The organism is Endozoicomonas sp. ALE010 (genome assembly GCF_049310165.1).
Taxonomy (GTDB): Bacteria; Pseudomonadota; Gammaproteobacteria; order Pseudomonadales; family Endozoicomonadaceae; genus Endozoicomonas.
The window spans coordinates 171,995-190,632 of sequence record NZ_JBLYNV010000001.1; the positions used below are offsets into that span (position 1 = coordinate 171,995).

Here is an 18,638-nt window from a genome sequence, read left to right on the forward strand (position 1 = left end):
ATAAATACGGCCTCTTGCCCGGATATGGGAGGGGATTAATTGCCGCTTGCCAAACCGTTAAATACTGAGACTGCTGTTACTCAGGCAGTGGGTAATGAAATCAGGCCTGAAATAGTCCGGGATCCTGTCTGCTTCCATCGCTGGTGGGTTACCTTGCCGACGTTACCATTCGAGAACATCACCAGCTATTTATCAATTGAAGATATAAGCGCGTTCGCCCAAACATGCAAGGCAGTGGCCAGCCGATTGGTGGCCTGCGGACTGGAAGAAGTCCGCTACTTCCTCTCCTTACCAAAGGACAAACAGAATTCGTGTCAGACAATCATTCATTCTAACCGGCAACTCCTTCAGTACCTCAGGACGTTATCGATATTTTCCAGGCGCCACTTCCCTGTGCAGCTGAGCCCGGCCTTTTATGCCTGTTACACCCGGCATTCGCGCCAGCAGATTATTGATGCAACGGCACTTACCCTGAAGCCCGTTGGGAGCTTGTATTTGGATAGCTATAGCGGGCATTATCATGATCTTGAGCTGAGCATGATTGCCGCAATCAGGGTGAAGGGGTTCATTGATATTCTGACTCCGGATCGTCATGGTCACTGGTGCCGGTCCGCTGAAATCAAATACAATGAAATTTGCAATTTTGATCAGCAGCGTGCTAACCATATTTTATTTATCCCACAGAAGGTGTCGAAAAGCCTGGTGGGAGAACCACCGCACTACAAATACATCGGCAAAGACCACTTATTGTCCGTTTATGAATGTCACGATAACTCCTGGGTTGAGCAACAGCAATTGACCATCAGTGAGGTGTTTCCTCAAATCAGGACAATATTGAAGGATGACGCTTATCTGTATCCTATGAATGACTTCTATCTGTCACCGGATGCCAGCGCACTGGTCTGTACGTACGATTGGCGTGAAGTTGCCATTCTGGGCCGGGAAGCGGAAGGTCAGTGGGTTAATAAAGGCAGCATTACAACCCGTATTCGTAACTTGTTGTTCAGTGATGACAGCCGTCATGTCGCGCTTTGGTATGGTTCATGCCTCACGCTAATGGGCAAGTCAGACGATGGGGCCTGGTCAGAAACCGGTAAAATCATTGTTACAGACACTGATATTGACATGAACTTTATAACCGGTGCTGGTAGTGAGTCGGATGATGAGTTTGAACTTGAAGTACTATTCAGCCCGGATAATCAGCATTTTGTCACATGGTTTGATATTGCTGGCGTTGATGTTCATCGAGATAATTTCTTTGTCGTCATCGCGTCCCTTGGTCCGGACGGAAAATGGCGTGAAAAGCAGAGAATTGTCAAAACCTGTGAGCCTCCGACAACGTATTACCCCCTGGAACCTGCTTTTGGTCCCGATGGTCGGCATCTGATTATCGCCACCGATGACGGTGTTGAAATCTGGGAATTAAACAGTGAGGATCAATGGCTTCCCGCTGCTCAGGAGCAGCCCCATGGCGGTAAAGGCAGTGTTCATTTTTCTGTGCACCCGGATGAATTTATCAGCATAAACGGGCGTAAAATATCAGTCTGGCGCAAGGCGGTGTCCGGAACCTGGGGCAAAGCCCAAACATTTTCGGCTGGATCTCTGACCAGAGTCAGTCCTGACGGTGGCACCATTGTCTGTAATGAACCGTCAGCCCATACCGATATCCACCAACGCCAACCTTCTGGTGAGTGGATCAGTCAACGTATCGAATTTTCCATCAGGGATGGGTGTTTTAATAATGAGAGCTGCCTGCTTGCCGTTGTACCACCCCTTGAAACCGAAACCGACCACCTGATTTTGCTGGGGGTGAACGCAGACGGGATCTGGCAGGAAAAGGACCGGTTGCCATCAGAACACAGAATTCATGCATTTTGTTTTAGCCCGTGCAGCCGCAGCATACAGATCGAAAGTGATCGCGGTGGCAATGGTGTCAGAATACAAAGTTTTTTTTCTTTCTGGAGGATCGTCCCGGACCAATGTTAACGCTTTTCTGCGCTAGTACATGGTTTCAATGAGTTTGACGGGTTGTCGTGTCTCCGCACTCCGTTCGTCCTGAGCCTGTCGAAGGGCGGAAACTCCGGACTCTGATAGATCGTGCCAAGCACCCTTCGACTCCGCTCAGGGTGAACGGAGATTGTACACTTCAAACTCATTGAAACCATGCACTAGAACTGATTTCCCCGCAGTTTCATTCGACGGGCAAGCAAACCCAACCCTCCATCAAAACCCTGGCACTGCGGCTCATAATGGCTTTGGTCACTGACCATTGCCCATTATTCAGCACTGCTTCTGCCCCCACTTTCAAGGTACCCGAGGGGTGGCCAAAACGGACCGGGTTTCGTTCACCACCGGCAGCCAGGTTAACCAGGGTGCCCGGAATGGCAGCCGCTGTACCAATGGCCACGGCAGCGGTGCCCATCATGGCATGATGCAGTTTTCCCATGGAGAGTGCCCTGACCAGCAGATCGATCTCATCTTCAGAGACCTCCTTGCCGCTGGATGAGAGGTAACTTTTCGGTTCAGCAACAAAAGCAACTTTCGGCGTATGCTGTCGGGTTGCGGCTTCTTCCAGGCTGCTGATCAACCCCATCTGCAGTGCGCCATAAGCCCGAATGTTCTCAAACATGGCCAGTGCCTGCTTATCGCCGTTGATCACTTCCTGTAGTTCAGTCCCCTGGTAACCAATGTCTGCTGCATTGATAAAAATGGTGGGAATGCCGGCATTGATCAGGGTTGCCTTTAACGTCCCAACGCCGGGTACTTCAAGATCATCCACCAGGTGGCCTGTCGGGAACATGGCACCTTCACCATCAGCAGGATCAAGAAACTCAACCTGAACCTCGGCCGCCGGGAAAGTCACACCGTCCAGGACAAAATCACCCGTTTCCTGAACCGCACCATTGGTCATTGGCACATGGGCAATAATGGTTTTTTTGATATTGGCCTGCCAGATCCTTACCGTTGCGATGCCATTGTCGGGTATCCGTTGCTTATCAACCAGACCGCTGCTGATGGCAAAGGCCCCGACAGCTGCAGTCAGGTTGCCGCAGTTACCACTCCAGTCCACGACAGGTTGATCAATGGCTACCTGACCAAAAAGATAATCGACATCATGGTCTGGCTGGCTGCTTTGCAACAGGATCACCGTTTTGCTGGTACTGGACGTGGCACCACCCATACCATCAATTTGCTTACCATAGGGGTCCGGACTGCCAATCACTCGAAGAAGCAGAGCATCACGGGCCTTACCCGGAACCTGTGCAGCTGGCGGAAGATCGGTGAGATTAAAAAAAACGCCCTTGCTGGTTCCGCCTCGCATATAAGTAGCAGGAACCTTGATTTGTGGAGGATGAGCCATGGAGAACAGCTCCTTCTGTTATAGGATTGTTGTGCTGGCCCTGATCAAGGGCCAGCGTGAGAGCCGTCAGGCAGCTGCTTCGGATTCCAGGAAGTCCCTGGCAAAACGTTGCAGTACACCACCGGCATCGTATACGGATACTTCTTCAGCGGTATCCAGGCGACAGGTTACCGGGACCTCAACAGCTTCTCCGCTGGTACGGTGAATCAACAGGCTCAGTGTTGCTCCGGGCGTCCGCTCACCGATAACATCGTAGGTTTCGCTGCCATCAAGACCCAGTGTCTTGCGGGTTGTGCCAGCCTTGAATTCCAGAGGCAGCACACCCATACCCACCAGGTTAGTCCGGTGAATACGCTCGAACCCTTCTGCCACAATGGCCTCCACACCGGCAAGCCGAACCCCTTTGGCAGCCCAGTCACGGGATGATCCCTGCCCATAATCCGCACCGGCTACAATAATCAGCGGCTGGCGACGCTCCATATAGGTCTCAATGGCTTCCCACATCCGTGTTTCTTTGCCTTCGGGCTCAATTCTGGCCAAAGAGCCCTGCCTGACTTCGCCATTAGCATCCAGACACATCTCATTGAGCAGCTTTGGGTTGGCAAAGGTGGCCCGTTGCGCGGTCAGATGGTCACCACGGTGGGTGGCATAGGAGTTAAAGTCTTCTTCCGGCAGCCCCATTTTCGCCAGATATTCCCCCGCCGCACTGCTGGCCAGAATCGCATTGGAAGGCGACAGGTGATCGGTGGTGATGTTATCGCCCAGAATCGCCAGAGGGCGCATGCCTTTCAGGGTGCGCTCACCAGCCAGAGCCCCTTCCCAATAGGGAGGACGGCGAATGTAGGTACTCATGGAGCGCCAGTGGTAGAGAGGACTTTCGGCCTGCTCCGCCTTGCCCAGATCAAACATGGGAATATAAACCTGGTTAAACTGCTCTGGTTTTACGGATTCAGCAACAATGGCATCAATCTCTTCATCGCTGGGCCAGATGTCTTTCAAGGTGATGGGGTTGCCATCCTGATCAGTACCCAATGCATCCTTTTCAATATCAAAGCGCACCGTACCGGCAATAGCATAAGCCACCACCAACGGTGGCGAGGCGAGGAAGGCCTGCCTGGCGTAGGGATGAATCCGTCCATCAAAGTTACGGTTGCCAGAGAGAACGGCCGTTGCATAAAGATCCCGATCTATGACTTCCTGTTGAATTTCCGGATCAAGAGCCCCACTCATACCGTTACAGGTGGTACAGGCGTAGGCGACAATGCCAAAGCCCAGTTTCTCCATTTCAGAAAGAAGACCTGCTTCCTCAAGATAGAGCCTGGCGACTTTGGAACCTGGTGCGAAAGATGACTTCACCCAGGGTTTCCGGACAAGCCCCAGCTCATTAGCCTTTCGGGCCACCAGACCGGCGGCAACCACGTTACGGGGATTACTGGTATTGGTACAGCTGGTGATAGCCGCAATGATGATGGCACCATCAGGCATTAAGCCTTCTTGCTCATCTTCTTTTTTATAAGGCCCTGCAACGCCACGACTTGCCAGCTCAGAGGTCGGCAAACGACGGTGTGGGTTGGATGGCCCTGCCATATTTCGGCAAACCGCAGAGAGATCAAAGGTCAGCACTCGCTCATAGTCAGCGGTTTTCAGATCATCAGCCCATAGCCCGGTGGTTTTGGCGTAATTCTCCACCAGGGCCACCTGCTCAGGTTCCCGACCGGTCAACTTAAGATAATCAATGGTCTGTTCATCGATATAGAACATCCCGGCGGAAGCACCAAACTCCGGGGTCATATTGGCAATGGTGGCACGATCACCAATGGTAAGATTGGCAGCCCCCTCGCCAAAGAACTCCAAATAAGATGAAACCACACGCTCATTTCTCAGGAATTCAGTCAGGGCCAACACGATGTCGGTGGCGGTAATGCCCGGCTGACGCTGCCCTGTCAGCTCAACACCGACGATATCAGGAAGGCGCATCATGGAAGGACGGCCCAGCATCACCGTTTCCGCTTCCAGGCCACCAACACCAATTGCGATAACGCCAAGGGCATCGACATGGGGCGTATGGCTGTCGGTACCGACACAGGTATCAGGATAGGCGACACCATCGCGGGCCTGGATAACCGGAGACATTTTCTCCAGGTTGATCTGATGCATGATGCCATTACCCGCAGGAATCACATCAACATTCTCAAAGGCGGTTTTGCTCCACTCGATAAAGTGGAAACGGTCTTCATTGCGACGATCTTCAATAGCCCGGTTCTTTGCCAATGCCTCCGGATCAAAACCGCCATATTCAACGGCCAGAGAGTGGTCAACAATCAACTGGGTTGGCACAACCGGGTTAACCCTGGCAGGATCACCGCCCTGCCCGGCAATAGCGTCTCGCAATCCGGCAAGATCCACCAGGGCGGTCTGGCCAAGAATGTCATGGCAGACAACACGGGCCGGATACCAGGGGAAATCCAGGTCACGCTTACGCTCAATGATCTGCTTCAGGGAGTCAGTCAGAGTAGCCGGGTCACAGCGGCGAACCAGCTGCTCGGCCAGCACTCTGGCGGTATAGGGTAAGGTGTTATAGGTGCCCGGCTGAATCGCTTCCACGGCTGCACGGGTATCATAATAGTCCAGCTGGGTGCCGGGTAAGGGTTTACGAAAATCAGTGTTCATACGTCGAACGTCCACCGGGCAAATAATTTGTTTTTATAAACTACGCAGACCACAAAGAACACAAAGACAGCTTTTTTCTCTGGTGGTCTTTGTGGTTAATCGCGATCTTCAATAGCCACCCATTCTGCGCTTTCCGGTCCGGTGTAGTCGGCAGATGGTCGGATAATGCGGTTGTTAGCACGCTGCTCCATAACGTGAGCGGTCCAGCCAGCCACCCGCGAACAAACAAAGATCGGGGTAAACAACCTGGTAGGAATACCCATAAAGTTGTAGGCCGAAGCGTGGAAGAAGTCGGCATTACAGAACAACTTTTTCTCCCGCCACATGACCGCCTCAACACGCTCGGAAACGGCATAAAGATACTGATCGCCCACCTGCTCAGACAACTTCCGCGACCACTGTTTGATGATGGCATTACGGGGATCAGACTCACGATAAATGGCATGGCCAAAGCCCATAATCTTATCCTTGCGGGCCAGCATGCCCATGATCTTCTCTTCGGCCTCCTCTGGGGAGCGCCAGTTCTCGATCATTGCCATAGCCGCTTCGTTAGCGCCGCCGTGGAGCGGGCCACGCAATGAACCGATGGCACCGGTCACACAGCTGTGAATATCAGAAAGGGTGGAAGCACAAACACGACCGGTAAAGGTTGAAGCATTGAACTCATGCTCGGCATAAAGCACCAGGGAAGCGTGCATCACCTGAACATGGAGTGGCTCAGGCTTTTTGTTGTGCAGAGTCCAGAGAAACTGCTCGGCGATGGAGTCAGCATCGGTATCAACATCGACCCGAACACCGTTGTGGCTGAAGTTGTACCAGTAGTTGATCATGCCGGGGAAAATGGCCAGCATGCGGTCAATATGATCGTTCTGCTGTGAGAAATCCTGTTCGGTTTCCAGGTTACCCAGCATTGAACAACCGGTACGCATTACATCCATTGGGTGAGCTTCCGCAGGAATCTGTTCGAGTACCGTTTTCAGAGCATCGGGCAGAGAGCGAAGGCCTTTCAGTCTGGTTTTGTAGGCGTCCAGTTCAGCCTGGTTTGGCAGTTTGCCATAAAGCAGAAGATACGCGACTTCTTCAAACTGGGCATTGTCGGCCAGCTCTTTGATATCGTAACCACGGTAAGTGAGGCCCGAACCGGTTTTGCCAACGGTACAGAGCGCGGTTTCACCGGCTGACTGACCACGCAGACCAGCACCACTTATTTTTTTTTCAGCCCCAGAGTTCGATTTTTTTTCTGTCCCAGAGTTCGTCGACATAATACTTCTCCGTTTTTTTTATTTCGTTTTATGGGTTAAGGAACTCTTTGGTTCTCACCAGCTGTTCACGCTCCTGGAAGGTCATCATGCCATCGGCGATAGCGCCACTGTTACCGTCACGCCTGATCACCTCCAATACTTCCCGCATCGCGGTCACTGCAGCCCGCTGCAGGTCAGAAGGAATAATGATCAGCTGATAGCCCATCGCTTTCAGGTCTTCAGTAGGTACCAGTGGTGTTTTACCGCTGTAGAACATATTAATCAGCTTGGGACCGGGAGCCTGTTTGGCAATGGCTTCAATCTGCCCAATGGTCTGTGGTGCCTCAACAAACAGCATATCCGCCCCTGCTTCGACATAAGCCCTGGCACGATCCAAAGCATCGTCAAAACCGGTAACGGCAATAGCATCAGTACGGGCAATCACGGTGACATCGTCGGCATACTTTCTGGCCACCGAGACTTTCTTACACATCTCGTCAACAGATACCAGAGACTTGCCGTCCAGATGCCCGCAGCGCTTGGGAAACTCCTGGTCTTCCAGATGAAAAGCACTGACGCCCGCATTGGCAAAAAGCTCCACAGTGCGTTTGACATTCACCTCATTGCCAAAACCGGTATCCGCATCCGCAATGACTGGCAGAGAGGTGGCTGCCACGATCTGACGAACCCGGTCAACCACTTCCGTCAGTGTCAGCAGACCAATATCAGGCACACCGGTGCTGCGGGCAATGGCACCACCACTGGCGTATAACGCTGAGAAACCGGCTTCTTCACCGAGCCGGGCCGAAATACCATCGTAAACACCGGGAGCGGTGACAATGCCCTGCTCAGCGATCAATCGACTCAAGGCATTATTCTTTTGATTCATGGCGTTACCTCTGATTCTTAATTCTTGATATAAAGAGTGTTAACAACAGCATTATCTATGTTGCGGACCCTGTCGACGTCATAGACACCAAAGAACATGTTTGACAATATTTTAAACCGAGATATTTATACCGAACTTTACTCAGCACTTCTACCTGCATTGAAAACAACATATAACTAAATCAGTGACATATAGATCACAATCGCTTATTCAAAAAACATCTCAGAAAAGCTGCATTGTGTTGAAATAAAAGGCTATTCTTGCGCCGCAGGAGAGTTTCAACACACTCTGCTCTTGATGGCCGGTAACGGCGAGAAGAGTCAGACTGAAAACTGTTTGAGTGTTCCTTGTTGATCGCACGGAACTGAAGTTAACTCTAATTAACTCTAATTAACGCTAAGGAGTCATATCTTGGATACAACGATAAAAAATGCATCTTATGCATCAATACCTATGCAACCTCTAAACGAGGATCAAAAAGCATCAAGTGAAAATACAGAAGGATCTGTTAATACCAGCAATGGAAGGTGTTGCGTTATTGGTCTCGGTGTGGTCATTATCGGAGGCGTGGCATTAGGGCTAGGGCTTCGATTGACGGGCGGTAAGCAATTAAGTGCCAGTACGTCCGTGTCTGGACTTGGAAATACTCAGGGTTTCGATACCCGTGGGGCTCCAACTAGAACTGTCAGCAGCACCCCCGAGTCATTTATAACCAGATGCATATCATGCCCCCCTAATACCGAAGTAACTACTCCAAGCACTCCCTGGGCACCTCAAACAGCTACGTCGCCAGCACGCACTTATCCTCAGGGAACAACACCACCTACAACTTCCAACAACGCCCCCCAGCAGCCTTCCGCCAGCACAACAATCCCCCATAAACCCTTGGCAAGTACTAAACAATCTCTCTCGCTATCTCCATCAACTACTATAGTGCCAACATCTTCTAATCCTAATTCTACATCTTCAAACACTCCCGACTGAGAGATGAGATGATGTCCCCATCGGCTTTGATGTTACTGCTACTACATCAAGGCTGCCGGGGTTGATGGTTACTTTATCAGTTGAGATACTATCTACGGTTTTAAGTGCAATTGTTCTCAGGGAAGTTATACAGCTAACCATCGCGATCGCAATATCTGATGATAATTAGCACTTGATGGCTGGTTCGTGGATTGTAGACGATGGCATAGTGCCCCGGCTCCAGTTAAAATGCCGACTGTTTTGTTCGGACACCTGTATGAAGACGCTGACAATTCTGGAACTGGAATATAAAGACGATACCAGTCTCTACTTTGAACATTTTATTCACCTCCCTTATCCCTGTTTTCTGGATAGCTCGGTATTCGATGGAAAGCAGGCAGTCTATAAAGATCATTCCAGCCGTTATGACATTATGACTGCAGCTCCAGAAATGCACTTCACCTTCACCCCGGAAGGTGATTTGATGATTGAAGATCTTATTCAACAAAAAACAGAAACTGTTTCTGGAGCTGAACCTTTTTCGCCATTGCCAAAACGGCTTAATGCCATGAGCAAAGTCGACAATGCCGGCTTGCCTTTTGTTGGTGGCATGGTTGGTTACTGGGGATATGAACTGTGTGAACACCTTGAGCCGGACCGAATAGCCCATCGAGACAGTTCAACACCGCTGATGTCCGTCGGGCTCTATCAGTGGGCGCTGATCTGTGATCATAAGGAACGACGGGCCTGTCTGGTGTTTCATCCTGATATACCCGAATCATTGAAAACTGAAATTCTGCAAGCTATTGACCATAAAGTCAGGAAGTCAGACCGTTCACCATTCAAACTGCTCGACAGGTTCACCCCGACACAAACCCCGGCTGAATACCAGTGTGCATTTCAGCAAATTCAGGACTATATTGTGGCGGGAGATTGCTATGAGGTGAATCTTACCCAGCGTTTTACTGCGCCCTATAGCGGCGATTCCTGGGAAGCATTTAAAAAGCTCAGAACCATCACCAAAGCGCCCTACTCTGCGTTTATTTCGCGTCCTGACCTGAGCATTCTCAGCCATTCTCCGGAGCAGTTTATCCGGCTGAAAAACGGTCATGTTGCCACCAAGCCCATCAAGGGTACCCGTCCCAGGGGCCACTCTCCTGAAGAAGACCGTGCCATTGCTGAGGAGCTACAACATAGCCAGAAGGATCAATCGGAAAACCTGATGATTGTCGATCTGCTGAGAAACGATCTTGGTAAGGTCTGCAAGACAGGTACCGTGTCAGTACCCCGATTATTTGCCTTGGAAAGTTATGCCAACGTGCATCACCTGGTCAGTACAGTGAAAGGCCAACTGATGGACGATTATGATGCATTTGACCTGCTGGGAAGCACATTCCCCGGCGGTTCGATTACCGGAGCGCCAAAAATACGATCCATGGAGATTATCAGGGAGCTGGAACCGGTAGCCCGCACTGTTTACTGTGGCTCCATCGGCTATATCAGCTGTGATGGCAATATGGATACCAGTATCACCATACGGACGATTCTGGCCAAAGATGGCGAATTACACTGCTGGGGAGGTGGGGCGATTGTTGCTGACTCTGACTGTGAATCGGAATACCAGGAGTCCATAACTAAAGTAAAAAATCTGATGAGTACTCTGGAAAGGTTTCTGTAACAGAGTTCTTAGCGGATACACTCAGGCGGTGTGCTTAAAAGTTCTGGCCACTGCCTGATCCAGCCGATCAGATGATCCGCTTCTATCTGAAGGATATTAATGCAGGATTGATCTGCCAATGTCCGGGCATAATGCTGACTGACCTCAACAGGAACAATATCATCTCTGGACCCGACAAAATGAATTTGGGGGATATCGGATAAATGACTGCTAAAAGACTCAGGATTCAGAGCTGTCGGCATGTCTGAAACACCGTGATAGTGATTAAGGTAGCGGGGAGCAAGATTACCCGCTACGGTTCTGACAGAAATCACATCGTTCCTGTTAGCGGCCAGCAGTAGAGCAATGCTTCCGCCTCCGGAGTAACCGATCAGTTCAAGCTGACGGTAACCGCCGTTTTCTTTAAGGGATGACACCACAGAGTTCATAGTCTCAACCACCTTTTTGCTGTAACGCCCAAACGTCCATACCCTGCTATTGCAGTGGCCATTCATCTTGTACTGGCAAGGTTGTCCGAGATAAGCAATATCCGGTGATGCATCTTTCAGCATCAAGTGATGAACCAGTCGATTCGTCGGCGTAGGATCCAAGGATGGACGGTTAGATCTCAACCATGCCCGGCCATCCCCTTCAATATAGATGCGTAATGTGTCGCTCAACGGCTGTGACGGAGCCAGGGTGTAAACCGGCCAATAGAACTGATCATAAATGGTGGCAATCAACCCCTGGCGAAACGCATCCGGGCTGACTTCAGGAATTTGCTGGCGAGTCTCACAGCCAAAAATCAAACAGGCTACGAGAACGGAAACGATATTTCTTAAGTTTGTTTCATGCATTCAATATCAGATAGGGATATTCATAATACGGTGGGTTGTGAGATCAACGACACCATTCAGCTGAATGAAGGTGCCACCGACGGTGGTAACGTTATCAACGATGGTTCCGTTGACCAAATTATGCTGGACGGTGCCACCGTTGAGGCCCCCAGCCTGCAAAATTTTACGGTAACTATTCAGTGAACCCACCAAACCAGCTTACCAGACTGGTAAGGAATACCTGCCTTATAAGGGCTACGGATTTGGATGAGCTTTTTTCAGCCAGGTGGGTCATGGATTCGCAATTCTTTGAGACGACTTTCATCCATCTGCCAAGGTAGCCACTGGCTTAAATCTTCTGGTGGCTTCCGGTCATTAGCAATGCAAGCCTCAAGATAGCCCTTCAACCACAGCTTCTGATTGATCTTCCAGATCTTCAGGCTTGTCAGCACCGTAAAGAACCAGGCCGCCAGCTCCATACTCCAGTCGCTCCCGCTGCCGTAGTAGTTTTTCCGGCCAACCACGAGACCTCGCAACGTCTGTTCAGCAATATTGTTATCCATCGGAATTTCCGGATTTTGAATAAACCGGCAGAGCCCTTCCCAATGGTTCACAAGGCTCTCAAGTATCTTTTGCGCTTTTTCAGCCAGCCGTGGTCGTACCAGTTCTTTATCTCGCTGAGAGGCTATGCGTTCAACATGTTTTTCCAGTCTCAACTGGCGGGTCGGCCACTGCTTTGGGTCTTCCCGTACAAGAAGTCGTTGCTCGTTTAAATAATATAAACGAGCAATTCTATCTACCCAGGCAATGCTCCATTTTTCCAAATCCGGGTCACCACGACTGGCAGCAATAAAGTCTCGCCTGACATGAGCCCAGCAGAAGGCCAGAACAATCAATGGATGGTCTTTGGCCAGTTTCTTGTAGGCAGAATACCGGTCGCAGACAAGGGTTCCCTCGCTATCTCCAATAACTGATTCAGGGACAGAGACAGCGCGACTATTACTGATGCTGAAGTAGGCTGCCTCATCGGAAACAAATACCCAGAGCCAATGTTTCTGGCTGCCCTCTGAATCATCACACCACTGCAACCATCGGGTTTCATCGGCATGCATTCGATCACTGTGGCAAACCCGCTCTCTGCAAGCTTCCACGACCGGTTCTATGAGAGCAGGCAGTGTTTGTATTCCCGAAGTAGTGGTTCCTGCAGCCAGATCGAGCCCATGCTATTTGTACGACTGAAGCTGTCTGTTAACCGGAATAACAAAAGCATATTTGTTGATAATTAAATCAACCCAGACAGAAACTCCCAATGTTCCTCTGTTAATCAAACGTGCTGGAGATGGGGCGGTGATAATTGCGGGTGTTTCAGGACATTGGCAAGTCTTGCGATATCGCTTGCGATGGTAACGCCTCTTGTGTGGCCTGACCTCAATTTCTACAACATCACAATGATCACAGCCAGGAAACGGGTCGAAGGGCAAGCGACAGATGGCACAACACTTCTCGTTATCGGGTAGGTCAACGCCCTGATCAACCACCGGCGTTCTCATGTTTTCTCCGACCATGGCTTGGGGAACCAGGTTGCTGGCCACGCTTACGAGTCGTCGGTTATCGTGTGGTATTTTTGCTTTGCTTTTCCTGACTGGGTTTTGAGCGATTTTTCTTTTCAGTAGAACGGCCAAAGACCATGTGTTTCATATGACTCAGCTGAGAATCGCGTTCTTTGATGGTCGCCTTGAGTTGATCGACTTCAGCCTTATTATCCTTTTTCATCAAGGCAATGGTGTCCAGTAATTCCTGCTCACGAACCCGGGTCCGTTTCCACAGACCCCGGTAGTGGTTGACCTGCCATTTGAGTTCAATGAACTCCTGCCTAGTCAAAGTGACTTGAACAAGGCTGAAAGGAGTACAGGATTGTTCTGAAGTGCATTCAGGCTTAATGATTTCAAGAACCTATCAAGGATAGCTGAGCAGGGCTATTTATGCTTGAATAATTGATTTAGCGAATGGTTACGTAGAAGTTGTAAATTATGTCAGATCTAACTGATTACATGGACGCCATGGGTGTTTGTCCCAGTGATGCTGAAGCTTGGGAAAATCACCTGAGCAATATTTCTGAGCCAGATGACTCAACGGTAATCACTTATGAAAGGCTGGAAGCTCAAAACAGGCAGTTGAAAGAGTGTGCTGCACGCTATGGTGCAGAGGTTGAAGCCTGCACCATCAAAATCATGGAAGAACTGAAAGCCTTAAACCAGATCATAAGATCATCGGCTCTTTATGGCATTAAAGAACAGCATGACCAGTTAGCTGTTCTGGCCAACCGATTAAAAAACACCTAATCACCAACCTGCCAGTGCTGTGAATGTGTACTGGCAAGAAACTCACAAGGATTATCAGTGTCTTCAATGACCCAGAGCTTTCGGCAGGCTCTGGATAATGCCACATAGAGTAACCGCTGCTCCATTAAACGTACTTCTTCTTCGTCGCCCTTATCTTTGGCATTATCGATTTTACGGATGTCCGGGTAGCTGTGACTTGAAATATCCGGAACAATGACAAAGGGAAACTCAAGCCCTTTGGCAGAGTGCGCTGTAATAATGTTTACGCATCCATCTCTCAGAACCAGCCCCTGTTGTTTATTAAACACTTCAGCCTGAAGGCCTTCCGCATTTAACAGTCGGCAGTATTTTGCTGCCGAGTCCCAGTCTTTCGTGATAATGCCAATCTGGTTGGCGTTAACGCCGGAAGTGACTTGGTCCATCACAATTTCAACAACAACTTCAGGGTGTTCCTCCAATGGTCGCTTGATCAAGCTCGGTTTGTCACCTTCAACAACTGCGTCAGACAAGCCCGTTCTGTCCTCTGGGCGACTCATGGTTTCATTTCTCAGCGGTGCCAACGCAGTCAGGATCTGGCGAGTCATACGATAAGAGTTTTTCAGTGTGTGACTATTAGCTCTATTGAATCGAAAATTCTTATGCACATTTGTCCCTACCGGAGATTTGCTATAAATGGATTGCCCCCCATCGAGGCAAAGCATCACAAAACCTGGATCATCCAACATATGCATCAGAATTCGCAAGCTGACAACAGAAAGATCCTGCGCTTCATCAATAAATAATGCATTGAACCTCTCAGGCATAATGTTGAGCCCTTCTTCAAACGCTCTGAGAACTTCAAGCCTTTTACGACTGAAAGAGGTGTAGTTATATTGTTTTAGTAGTTCTTCATACACTGCATAAACCTGCCATATTTTGGCTCTGGCAGATCGGAGTAACGGTGTTTTCCTGCCCACGCGCTTAAAAGCCAGATACTCTGCTTCTGTCTTTAGGTTGTTTGCTTCAATTACTCCTTCAATTTCGTCATAAACAAAGTCCAGTCCTTTGGTTTCATCCAGGCTGGTGACGACAGCAACATCCAGACTAGGGTCTTGAGAAAAACAGACAGATATTTTATTTTTAAAAAAATGAACCAAACCGTTTGGAATAACAGGTTCCCGTACTTTTCTGATGGCACATAGGCTTTGAAAAAGTACATAAATATTACGATCAAAGGTCGTGAACGATAAATTAATACCTTCCATATTGCCTGGGTGAATAGCATCAAACAGTAACTTGTTCGTTTTAACCAGCGAATGCGTATACGTTATAAACCCTATGTTCTGGCCGGTACTCCATAAGAACTCTGTGGCTCGCTCCTCAACCAGCTTCTTCATTCGATACAAGGCAATCAGCGTTTTTCCTGTTCCCGGACCTCCAGTGACTTTGAAAGATCCACTATTGAGAGGCTTATCAATGATCTCCTGCTGCCTGCGATCAAGTTTTAAAAGAAAGTTCTCAAGTGGCTGTAGGGCTATATCCTTGAGAGTCTGGGTAGCCCCCAGACTGTAGAGCTTACCTATATGATTGAGCTGCGGCGCGGTTATATAGTCCTGCAACCGAGCATTGATATCTTCCGGTAACTTGTCGGATGCAAAGAGACTATGGCGTGAATTTTCCAAAATGATTTGATGGTATTCATCCGGAATATGGATCAAATCCAGTTCGAACTTTTCTATCTCGAAGAAATCATCAACCTCTGGTGTTTTTTCAGAGACCTGAGTTTGAGGAAGTACCTTACTCTTCTTAACGGTGTAAACCTTCTTGCGCGGTTTCTGTGGAACAGATAGGCCTTCAGGAAGAGGCTGTTGAACTGCGTCTTTCTGCTCTTTTGGCAGTTCACCGACGGGTACAGTTGAGACACTGTCCAGTACTCGATAGCTGTTTTCAGTACGCTTAAAGAAGGCCAGTAAGACAATGTTTTTGTCTTTTTGGTTTATGAAGAATGGCAGACGATAATCGCCCAGACGAACCCTGTGCATGCCATTTCGACCTGTCAGAGTCTTCAGGTTATTGTTCTTTGCAAATGGGTTTGCGCAGATCGTATCAAGGTGGCGCTGAGCCTTATGCTGTTCAGAGGGTGGAATTTTTTTCAGATCGTGATGGTATTGTTCATTGAAAAGAATAGGCCAGGCCATGACGGGAAAACACTCGGGCATGATAGAGACAGGTACTGTACGACATACGACTTTTAAAGAAAATGGTGGAATTTACGGCTGCAAGTGATGTGAGAAGTAAGCATTACTTGTGTCAGTCCGTAAGACTTACCTTGACTAATGCCTTGTTACTTACCCATGATGAAATCCCTGCTTTCCAACAATGAACAGGTTACTCAGAACTCCGTAAATTAAGGCGTTATACTTACTTACAAATAGCAGTGATTTTGTCAGATTTCTTCTTTTTTTATTAAAGCCCGCCAAAAGTGAAAATGAGTGTAAAACGTCAAGTTGTTCACTTTGGCCTAGGTTGTTGGGTCTTTATCCGGAGTAATTGCCAGAGTGTTTGAGATTCTAATTTTCACTGCTGTTTTCTGTGCCGGCATCATTTTTGAGAGGATTCGCAAGCAGAAAAAATCAGCATCGACAGTCCCCCCCCCAAAAAAAAGAAGCTCAGAAAAGCAAAGATGCTGTACCAGCAACATCAGTCACCAGAAAAAGTTCTCCTTCAAACAGGGTAGTGATACCTGAACCGAGGGTATCGGTACAAAAAACTGCGTCTTTTGAAGATGAATCTGTACCTGACTGTGTTCGGGAAAGTCGTACCCGTAGCCAATACCTAAAAGAAAAATACAAAGATATTTATAAAAAGAAGTCGATTGCCACAGCAGGTCAGCTTGACTCGTTAGCTGTAACTATGGTTGAAGGTAGCAGCACTGAGCTTGAGAAAGATGGCATCTCAATCAAAACTGCAGCGCCTGAATCAGTTGAGACAGTCGCAAAACCTGTAAATATTGAAAGCGACTCGATACCCGGTTGCGTTCGTGAAAGTCGGGCTCGCAGCCAATACCTGAAAGAAAAATATAAGAATTTGTCTCAGGTTGAAAAAGTCACATCCACCAATCAGACAAAGCAGACTGCAAGCTCTTATAACTCGGAATATGGAGCTGAATCAGAGAAACCATCAACAAAGAAAGCAAGTCAAAAAGAAAGCAAACAGGCTGCTTCTGTTGTTTCAAAAGCATCTGTTTATAAATCAGAGTTGTTGAAAAATATCGGCAATGATTTTCCTGTCAGTATGCTGACTGTCGGTATGGTTGCTGTTTATCATGATACTCTTGGGGCAGGGAAACTGCAGTCGGTTAGAACCAGAGAAAATGCTTCTCCTTTGTATGAAGTTTTGTACGCTTCAAAAACCTGTACCCACAATACCGATATTTTTCACGCTGATGGTTTGATTACCAGAATAATGCTGGCTCCGTCCATTGAGGACAAATTATTCATGGTACTGGGAAATGATATTTCTGGTAATAAACTGAAATACCTGTTTGATCCGAAGAACAGGTACCTGCCAGAAAATCAGAAAAAGAAAACCAGTGTCAGTATATCAGCATCTTTTAGCAGCCGTGATAACAGAAAGGAAATCTCACTCAGTAAGACAAGAACTAAACAGGTGCATACCCGAACTGGCAGCAGTTACTACAATGGCTCCGACCATACTCCAGCAGGGCTGGTGAGCAGCAGCTTCAAGAGTACCTTGCAAACAAGATCTAACAAGCATCGTCAAACGCACTGTTATGCGTGCAAGACTTCATTGAGTTCAAACTCTCATGCTAAGTGCAGTAAGTGCAATGGCCTGATCTGTGAATGTGGAGCTTGCTTCTGTAGAGTTAGCGATAGTAACAAGTCCGACTTAAATACTACACCAGTCGTCAGTAAGGGGGCCGACTACAAGACTGACCCGCAGCGCTCAGATACAGAAAATGAAACTCTCGCAGAGGAATACTTTGACCCAGGGCCAATATATTTCGGGCCAGAGTTCGATCATTGTGACCAGGAATATTACGACCACCTATCTGATGCCAGTCCTGATTTTGGTTATGCAGAAGATTTGGAGTGGGATGAACGGTGAATATGAAATTACACAAGGCTATATCTGATGTATGAAGAAATCTCGCCAGAGTCATATGGACAGTCAGAGTTTGGTTCAGATGGGCACAGGCCTATTGTTGAGGTGTCCGTCTTCACAGTAAACCACCAGTTTTGACCACTGGTTCAGGGCATAGCTCATGGCCTTATGGGTAAGAGTATCCGGTATCAGCCGGGTGACGTTTTTCTGTAGCCACTGGTGCAGGTCATCAAGCAGTGGCTAAGGAATAGTCTAAAAATAACTTCCTGATTTGCGCCTCTCAGACAATGGTCAATACTTTGAACCATTGCTGGAGGTGACTATGGCTACATACCCCTCATTAGTAAAAAAACGCATGAGAACTTTCTATCGATCACTCAATGAAAGGGATCGTCGGCATTATGCCACTATTGAAGCTATTAAGCTCGGTCATGGCGGTATTGGTTATATATCTCAGGTGCTGGGCTGTGATCAGAAAACCATTAGCCATGAAATTGCTGAGCTGGAGTCAGGAGGTGGATGGTTTTTTTAAACAGATTGTGGTTTTGCAGGCCGAGGCCCGTTGAGCAGTCCCT

At 48.5% G+C, this 18,638-nt stretch carries 16 protein-coding genes; 6 read left to right on the forward strand and 10 right to left on the reverse strand.

What is annotated here, in order from left to right:
• Positions 1 to 39: 39 nt before the first annotated feature.
• Entirely contained in the window at positions 40 to 1,986 is a 1,947-nt protein-coding gene (locus tag ACO6UY_RS00575; protein ID WP_422488785.1) for a hypothetical protein, read from the forward strand.
• 205 nt (positions 1,987 to 2,191) lie between these two features.
• Here ACO6UY_RS00575 and prpF read toward each other — a convergent pair whose 3' ends face one another.
• The 4 genes from prpF to ACO6UY_RS00595 all read right to left on the reverse strand — a co-directional run bounded on the left by prpF (position 2,192) and on the right by ACO6UY_RS00595 (position 8,161).
• The gene (prpF, locus tag ACO6UY_RS00580) at positions 2,192 to 3,361 is read right to left on the reverse strand and encodes a 2-methylaconitate cis-trans isomerase PrpF (RefSeq protein ID WP_422488787.1); all 1,170 of its coding nucleotides are present in this window, start codon (positions 3,359 to 3,361) and stop codon (positions 2,192 to 2,194) included.
• A 66-nt stretch (positions 3,362 to 3,427) separates the two neighbouring features.
• Positions 3,428 to 6,031, reverse strand: coding sequence for a Fe/S-dependent 2-methylisocitrate dehydratase AcnD (gene acnD, locus ACO6UY_RS00585; RefSeq protein ID WP_422459084.1), 2,604 nt, complete (start codon positions 6,029 to 6,031; stop codon positions 3,428 to 3,430).
• Positions 6,032 to 6,126: 95 nt separating this feature from the next.
• The gene (gene prpC / locus ACO6UY_RS00590) at positions 6,127 to 7,293 is read right to left on the reverse strand and encodes a bifunctional 2-methylcitrate synthase/citrate synthase (protein ID WP_422444986.1); all 1,167 of its coding nucleotides are present in this window, start codon (positions 7,291 to 7,293) and stop codon (positions 6,127 to 6,129) included.
• Positions 7,294 to 7,321: 28 nt separating this feature from the next.
• On the reverse strand, positions 7,322 to 8,161 hold the full coding sequence (locus tag ACO6UY_RS00595) for an isocitrate lyase/PEP mutase family protein (protein ID WP_422444988.1): 840 nt from the start codon (positions 8,159 to 8,161) through the stop codon (positions 7,322 to 7,324).
• Between the two features lie 1,240 nt (positions 8,162 to 9,401).
• Between ACO6UY_RS00595 and pabB the strand changes: the two genes are divergently transcribed.
• A complete protein-coding gene (gene pabB / locus ACO6UY_RS00600; protein ID WP_422444992.1) occupies positions 9,402 to 10,802 on the forward strand; it encodes an aminodeoxychorismate synthase component I in 1,401 nt (466 codons plus the stop codon).
• 8 nt (positions 10,803 to 10,810) lie between these two features.
• Here pabB and ACO6UY_RS00605 read toward each other — a convergent pair whose 3' ends face one another.
• Positions 10,811 to 11,638, reverse strand: a complete 828-nt coding sequence (locus tag ACO6UY_RS00605; protein WP_422444994.1) for a hypothetical protein — start codon at positions 11,636 to 11,638, stop codon at positions 10,811 to 10,813.
• Between ACO6UY_RS00605 and ACO6UY_RS00610 the strand changes: the two genes are divergently transcribed.
• Positions 11,633 to 11,821, forward strand: coding sequence for a hypothetical protein (locus tag ACO6UY_RS00610; protein ID WP_422444996.1), 189 nt, complete (start codon positions 11,633 to 11,635; stop codon positions 11,819 to 11,821). The genes ACO6UY_RS00605 and ACO6UY_RS00610 overlap by 6 nt on opposite strands.
• Positions 11,822 to 11,895: 74 nt before the next feature.
• On the opposite strand, the gene tnpC is transcribed toward ACO6UY_RS00610, so the two are convergent.
• From tnpC to ACO6UY_RS00625, 3 genes are read right to left on the reverse strand one after another with little or no spacing between them, the layout of a single operon-like run.
• On the reverse strand, positions 11,896 to 12,828 hold the full coding sequence (gene tnpC, locus ACO6UY_RS00615; RefSeq protein ID WP_422446129.1) for an IS66 family transposase: 933 nt from the start codon (positions 12,826 to 12,828) through the stop codon (positions 11,896 to 11,898).
• A gap of 12 nt (positions 12,829 to 12,840) precedes the next feature.
• A complete protein-coding gene (locus ACO6UY_RS00620) occupies positions 12,841 to 13,209 on the reverse strand; it encodes a hypothetical protein (protein ID WP_422444998.1) in 369 nt (122 codons plus the stop codon).
• Positions 13,210 to 13,225: 16 nt separating this feature from the next.
• Positions 13,226 to 13,498 carry a hypothetical protein gene (locus ACO6UY_RS00625; RefSeq protein ID WP_422445000.1) on the reverse strand — a complete coding sequence of 91 codons (273 nt, stop codon included), beginning with the start codon at positions 13,496 to 13,498 and terminating at the stop codon, positions 13,226 to 13,228.
• 149 nt (positions 13,499 to 13,647) lie between these two features.
• On the opposite strand from ACO6UY_RS00625, the gene ACO6UY_RS00630 reads away from it, so the two are divergent.
• On the forward strand, positions 13,648 to 13,959 hold the full coding sequence (locus tag ACO6UY_RS00630) for a hypothetical protein (protein ID WP_422445002.1): 312 nt from the start codon (positions 13,648 to 13,650) through the stop codon (positions 13,957 to 13,959).
• Here the strand turns inward: ACO6UY_RS00630 and ACO6UY_RS00635 are convergent.
• On the reverse strand, positions 13,956 to 15,980 hold the full coding sequence (locus ACO6UY_RS00635) for a 3'-5' exonuclease (RefSeq protein ID WP_422445004.1): 2,025 nt from the start codon (positions 15,978 to 15,980) through the stop codon (positions 13,956 to 13,958). The two genes, ACO6UY_RS00630 and ACO6UY_RS00635, sit on opposite strands and share 4 nt — an antisense overlap.
• Before the next feature lie 550 nt (positions 15,981 to 16,530).
• Here ACO6UY_RS00635 and ACO6UY_RS00640 point away from each other — a divergent pair.
• Entirely contained in the window at positions 16,531 to 18,066 is a 1,536-nt protein-coding gene (locus ACO6UY_RS00640) for a hypothetical protein (RefSeq protein WP_422488789.1), read from the forward strand.
• A 75-nt stretch (positions 18,067 to 18,141) separates the two neighbouring features.
• Here the strand turns inward: ACO6UY_RS00640 and ACO6UY_RS00645 are convergent, their stop codons facing one another.
• Positions 18,142 to 18,300 carry an IS66 family transposase gene (locus tag ACO6UY_RS00645; protein ID WP_422446131.1) on the reverse strand — a complete coding sequence of 53 codons (159 nt, stop codon included), beginning with the start codon at positions 18,298 to 18,300 and terminating at the stop codon, positions 18,142 to 18,144.
• A gap of 85 nt (positions 18,301 to 18,385) precedes the next feature.
• Here ACO6UY_RS00645 and ACO6UY_RS00650 point away from each other — a divergent pair, with 85 nt between their 5' ends.
• Positions 18,386 to 18,595, forward strand: coding sequence for a hypothetical protein (locus tag ACO6UY_RS00650; RefSeq protein ID WP_422459076.1), 210 nt, complete (start codon positions 18,386 to 18,388; stop codon positions 18,593 to 18,595).
• Positions 18,596 to 18,638: the final 43 nt, after the last annotated feature.

Excerpts from the sequence above, each read along its gene's own strand:
- prpF (WP_422488787.1), bottom strand. The coding sequence starts at position 3,361 with ATGGCTCATCCTCCACAAATCAAGGTTCCTGCTACTTATATGCGAGGC.
- acnD (WP_422459084.1), bottom strand. The coding sequence starts at position 6,031 with ATGAACACTGATTTTCGTAAACCCTTACCCGGCACCCAGCTGGACTAT.
- prpC (WP_422444986.1), bottom strand. The coding sequence starts at position 7,293 with ATGTCGACGAACTCTGGGACAGAAAAAAAATCGAACTCTGGGGCTGAA.
- ACO6UY_RS00595 (WP_422444988.1), bottom strand. The coding sequence starts at position 8,161 with ATGAATCAAAAGAATAATGCCTTGAGTCGATTGATCGCTGAGCAGGGC.
- pabB (WP_422444992.1), top strand. The coding sequence starts at position 9,402 with ATGAAGACGCTGACAATTCTGGAACTGGAATATAAAGACGATACCAGT.
- ACO6UY_RS00610 (WP_422444996.1), top strand. The coding sequence starts at position 11,633 with ATGCATTCAATATCAGATAGGGATATTCATAATACGGTGGGTTGTGAG.
- ACO6UY_RS00605 (WP_422444994.1), bottom strand. The coding sequence starts at position 11,638 with ATGCATGAAACAAACTTAAGAAATATCGTTTCCGTTCTCGTAGCCTGT.
- ACO6UY_RS00630 (WP_422445002.1), top strand. The coding sequence starts at position 13,648 with ATGTCAGATCTAACTGATTACATGGACGCCATGGGTGTTTGTCCCAGT.
- ACO6UY_RS00635 (WP_422445004.1), bottom strand. The coding sequence starts at position 15,980 with ATGCACAGGGTTCGTCTGGGCGATTATCGTCTGCCATTCTTCATAAAC.
- ACO6UY_RS00650 (WP_422459076.1), top strand. The coding sequence starts at position 18,386 with ATGGCTACATACCCCTCATTAGTAAAAAAACGCATGAGAACTTTCTAT.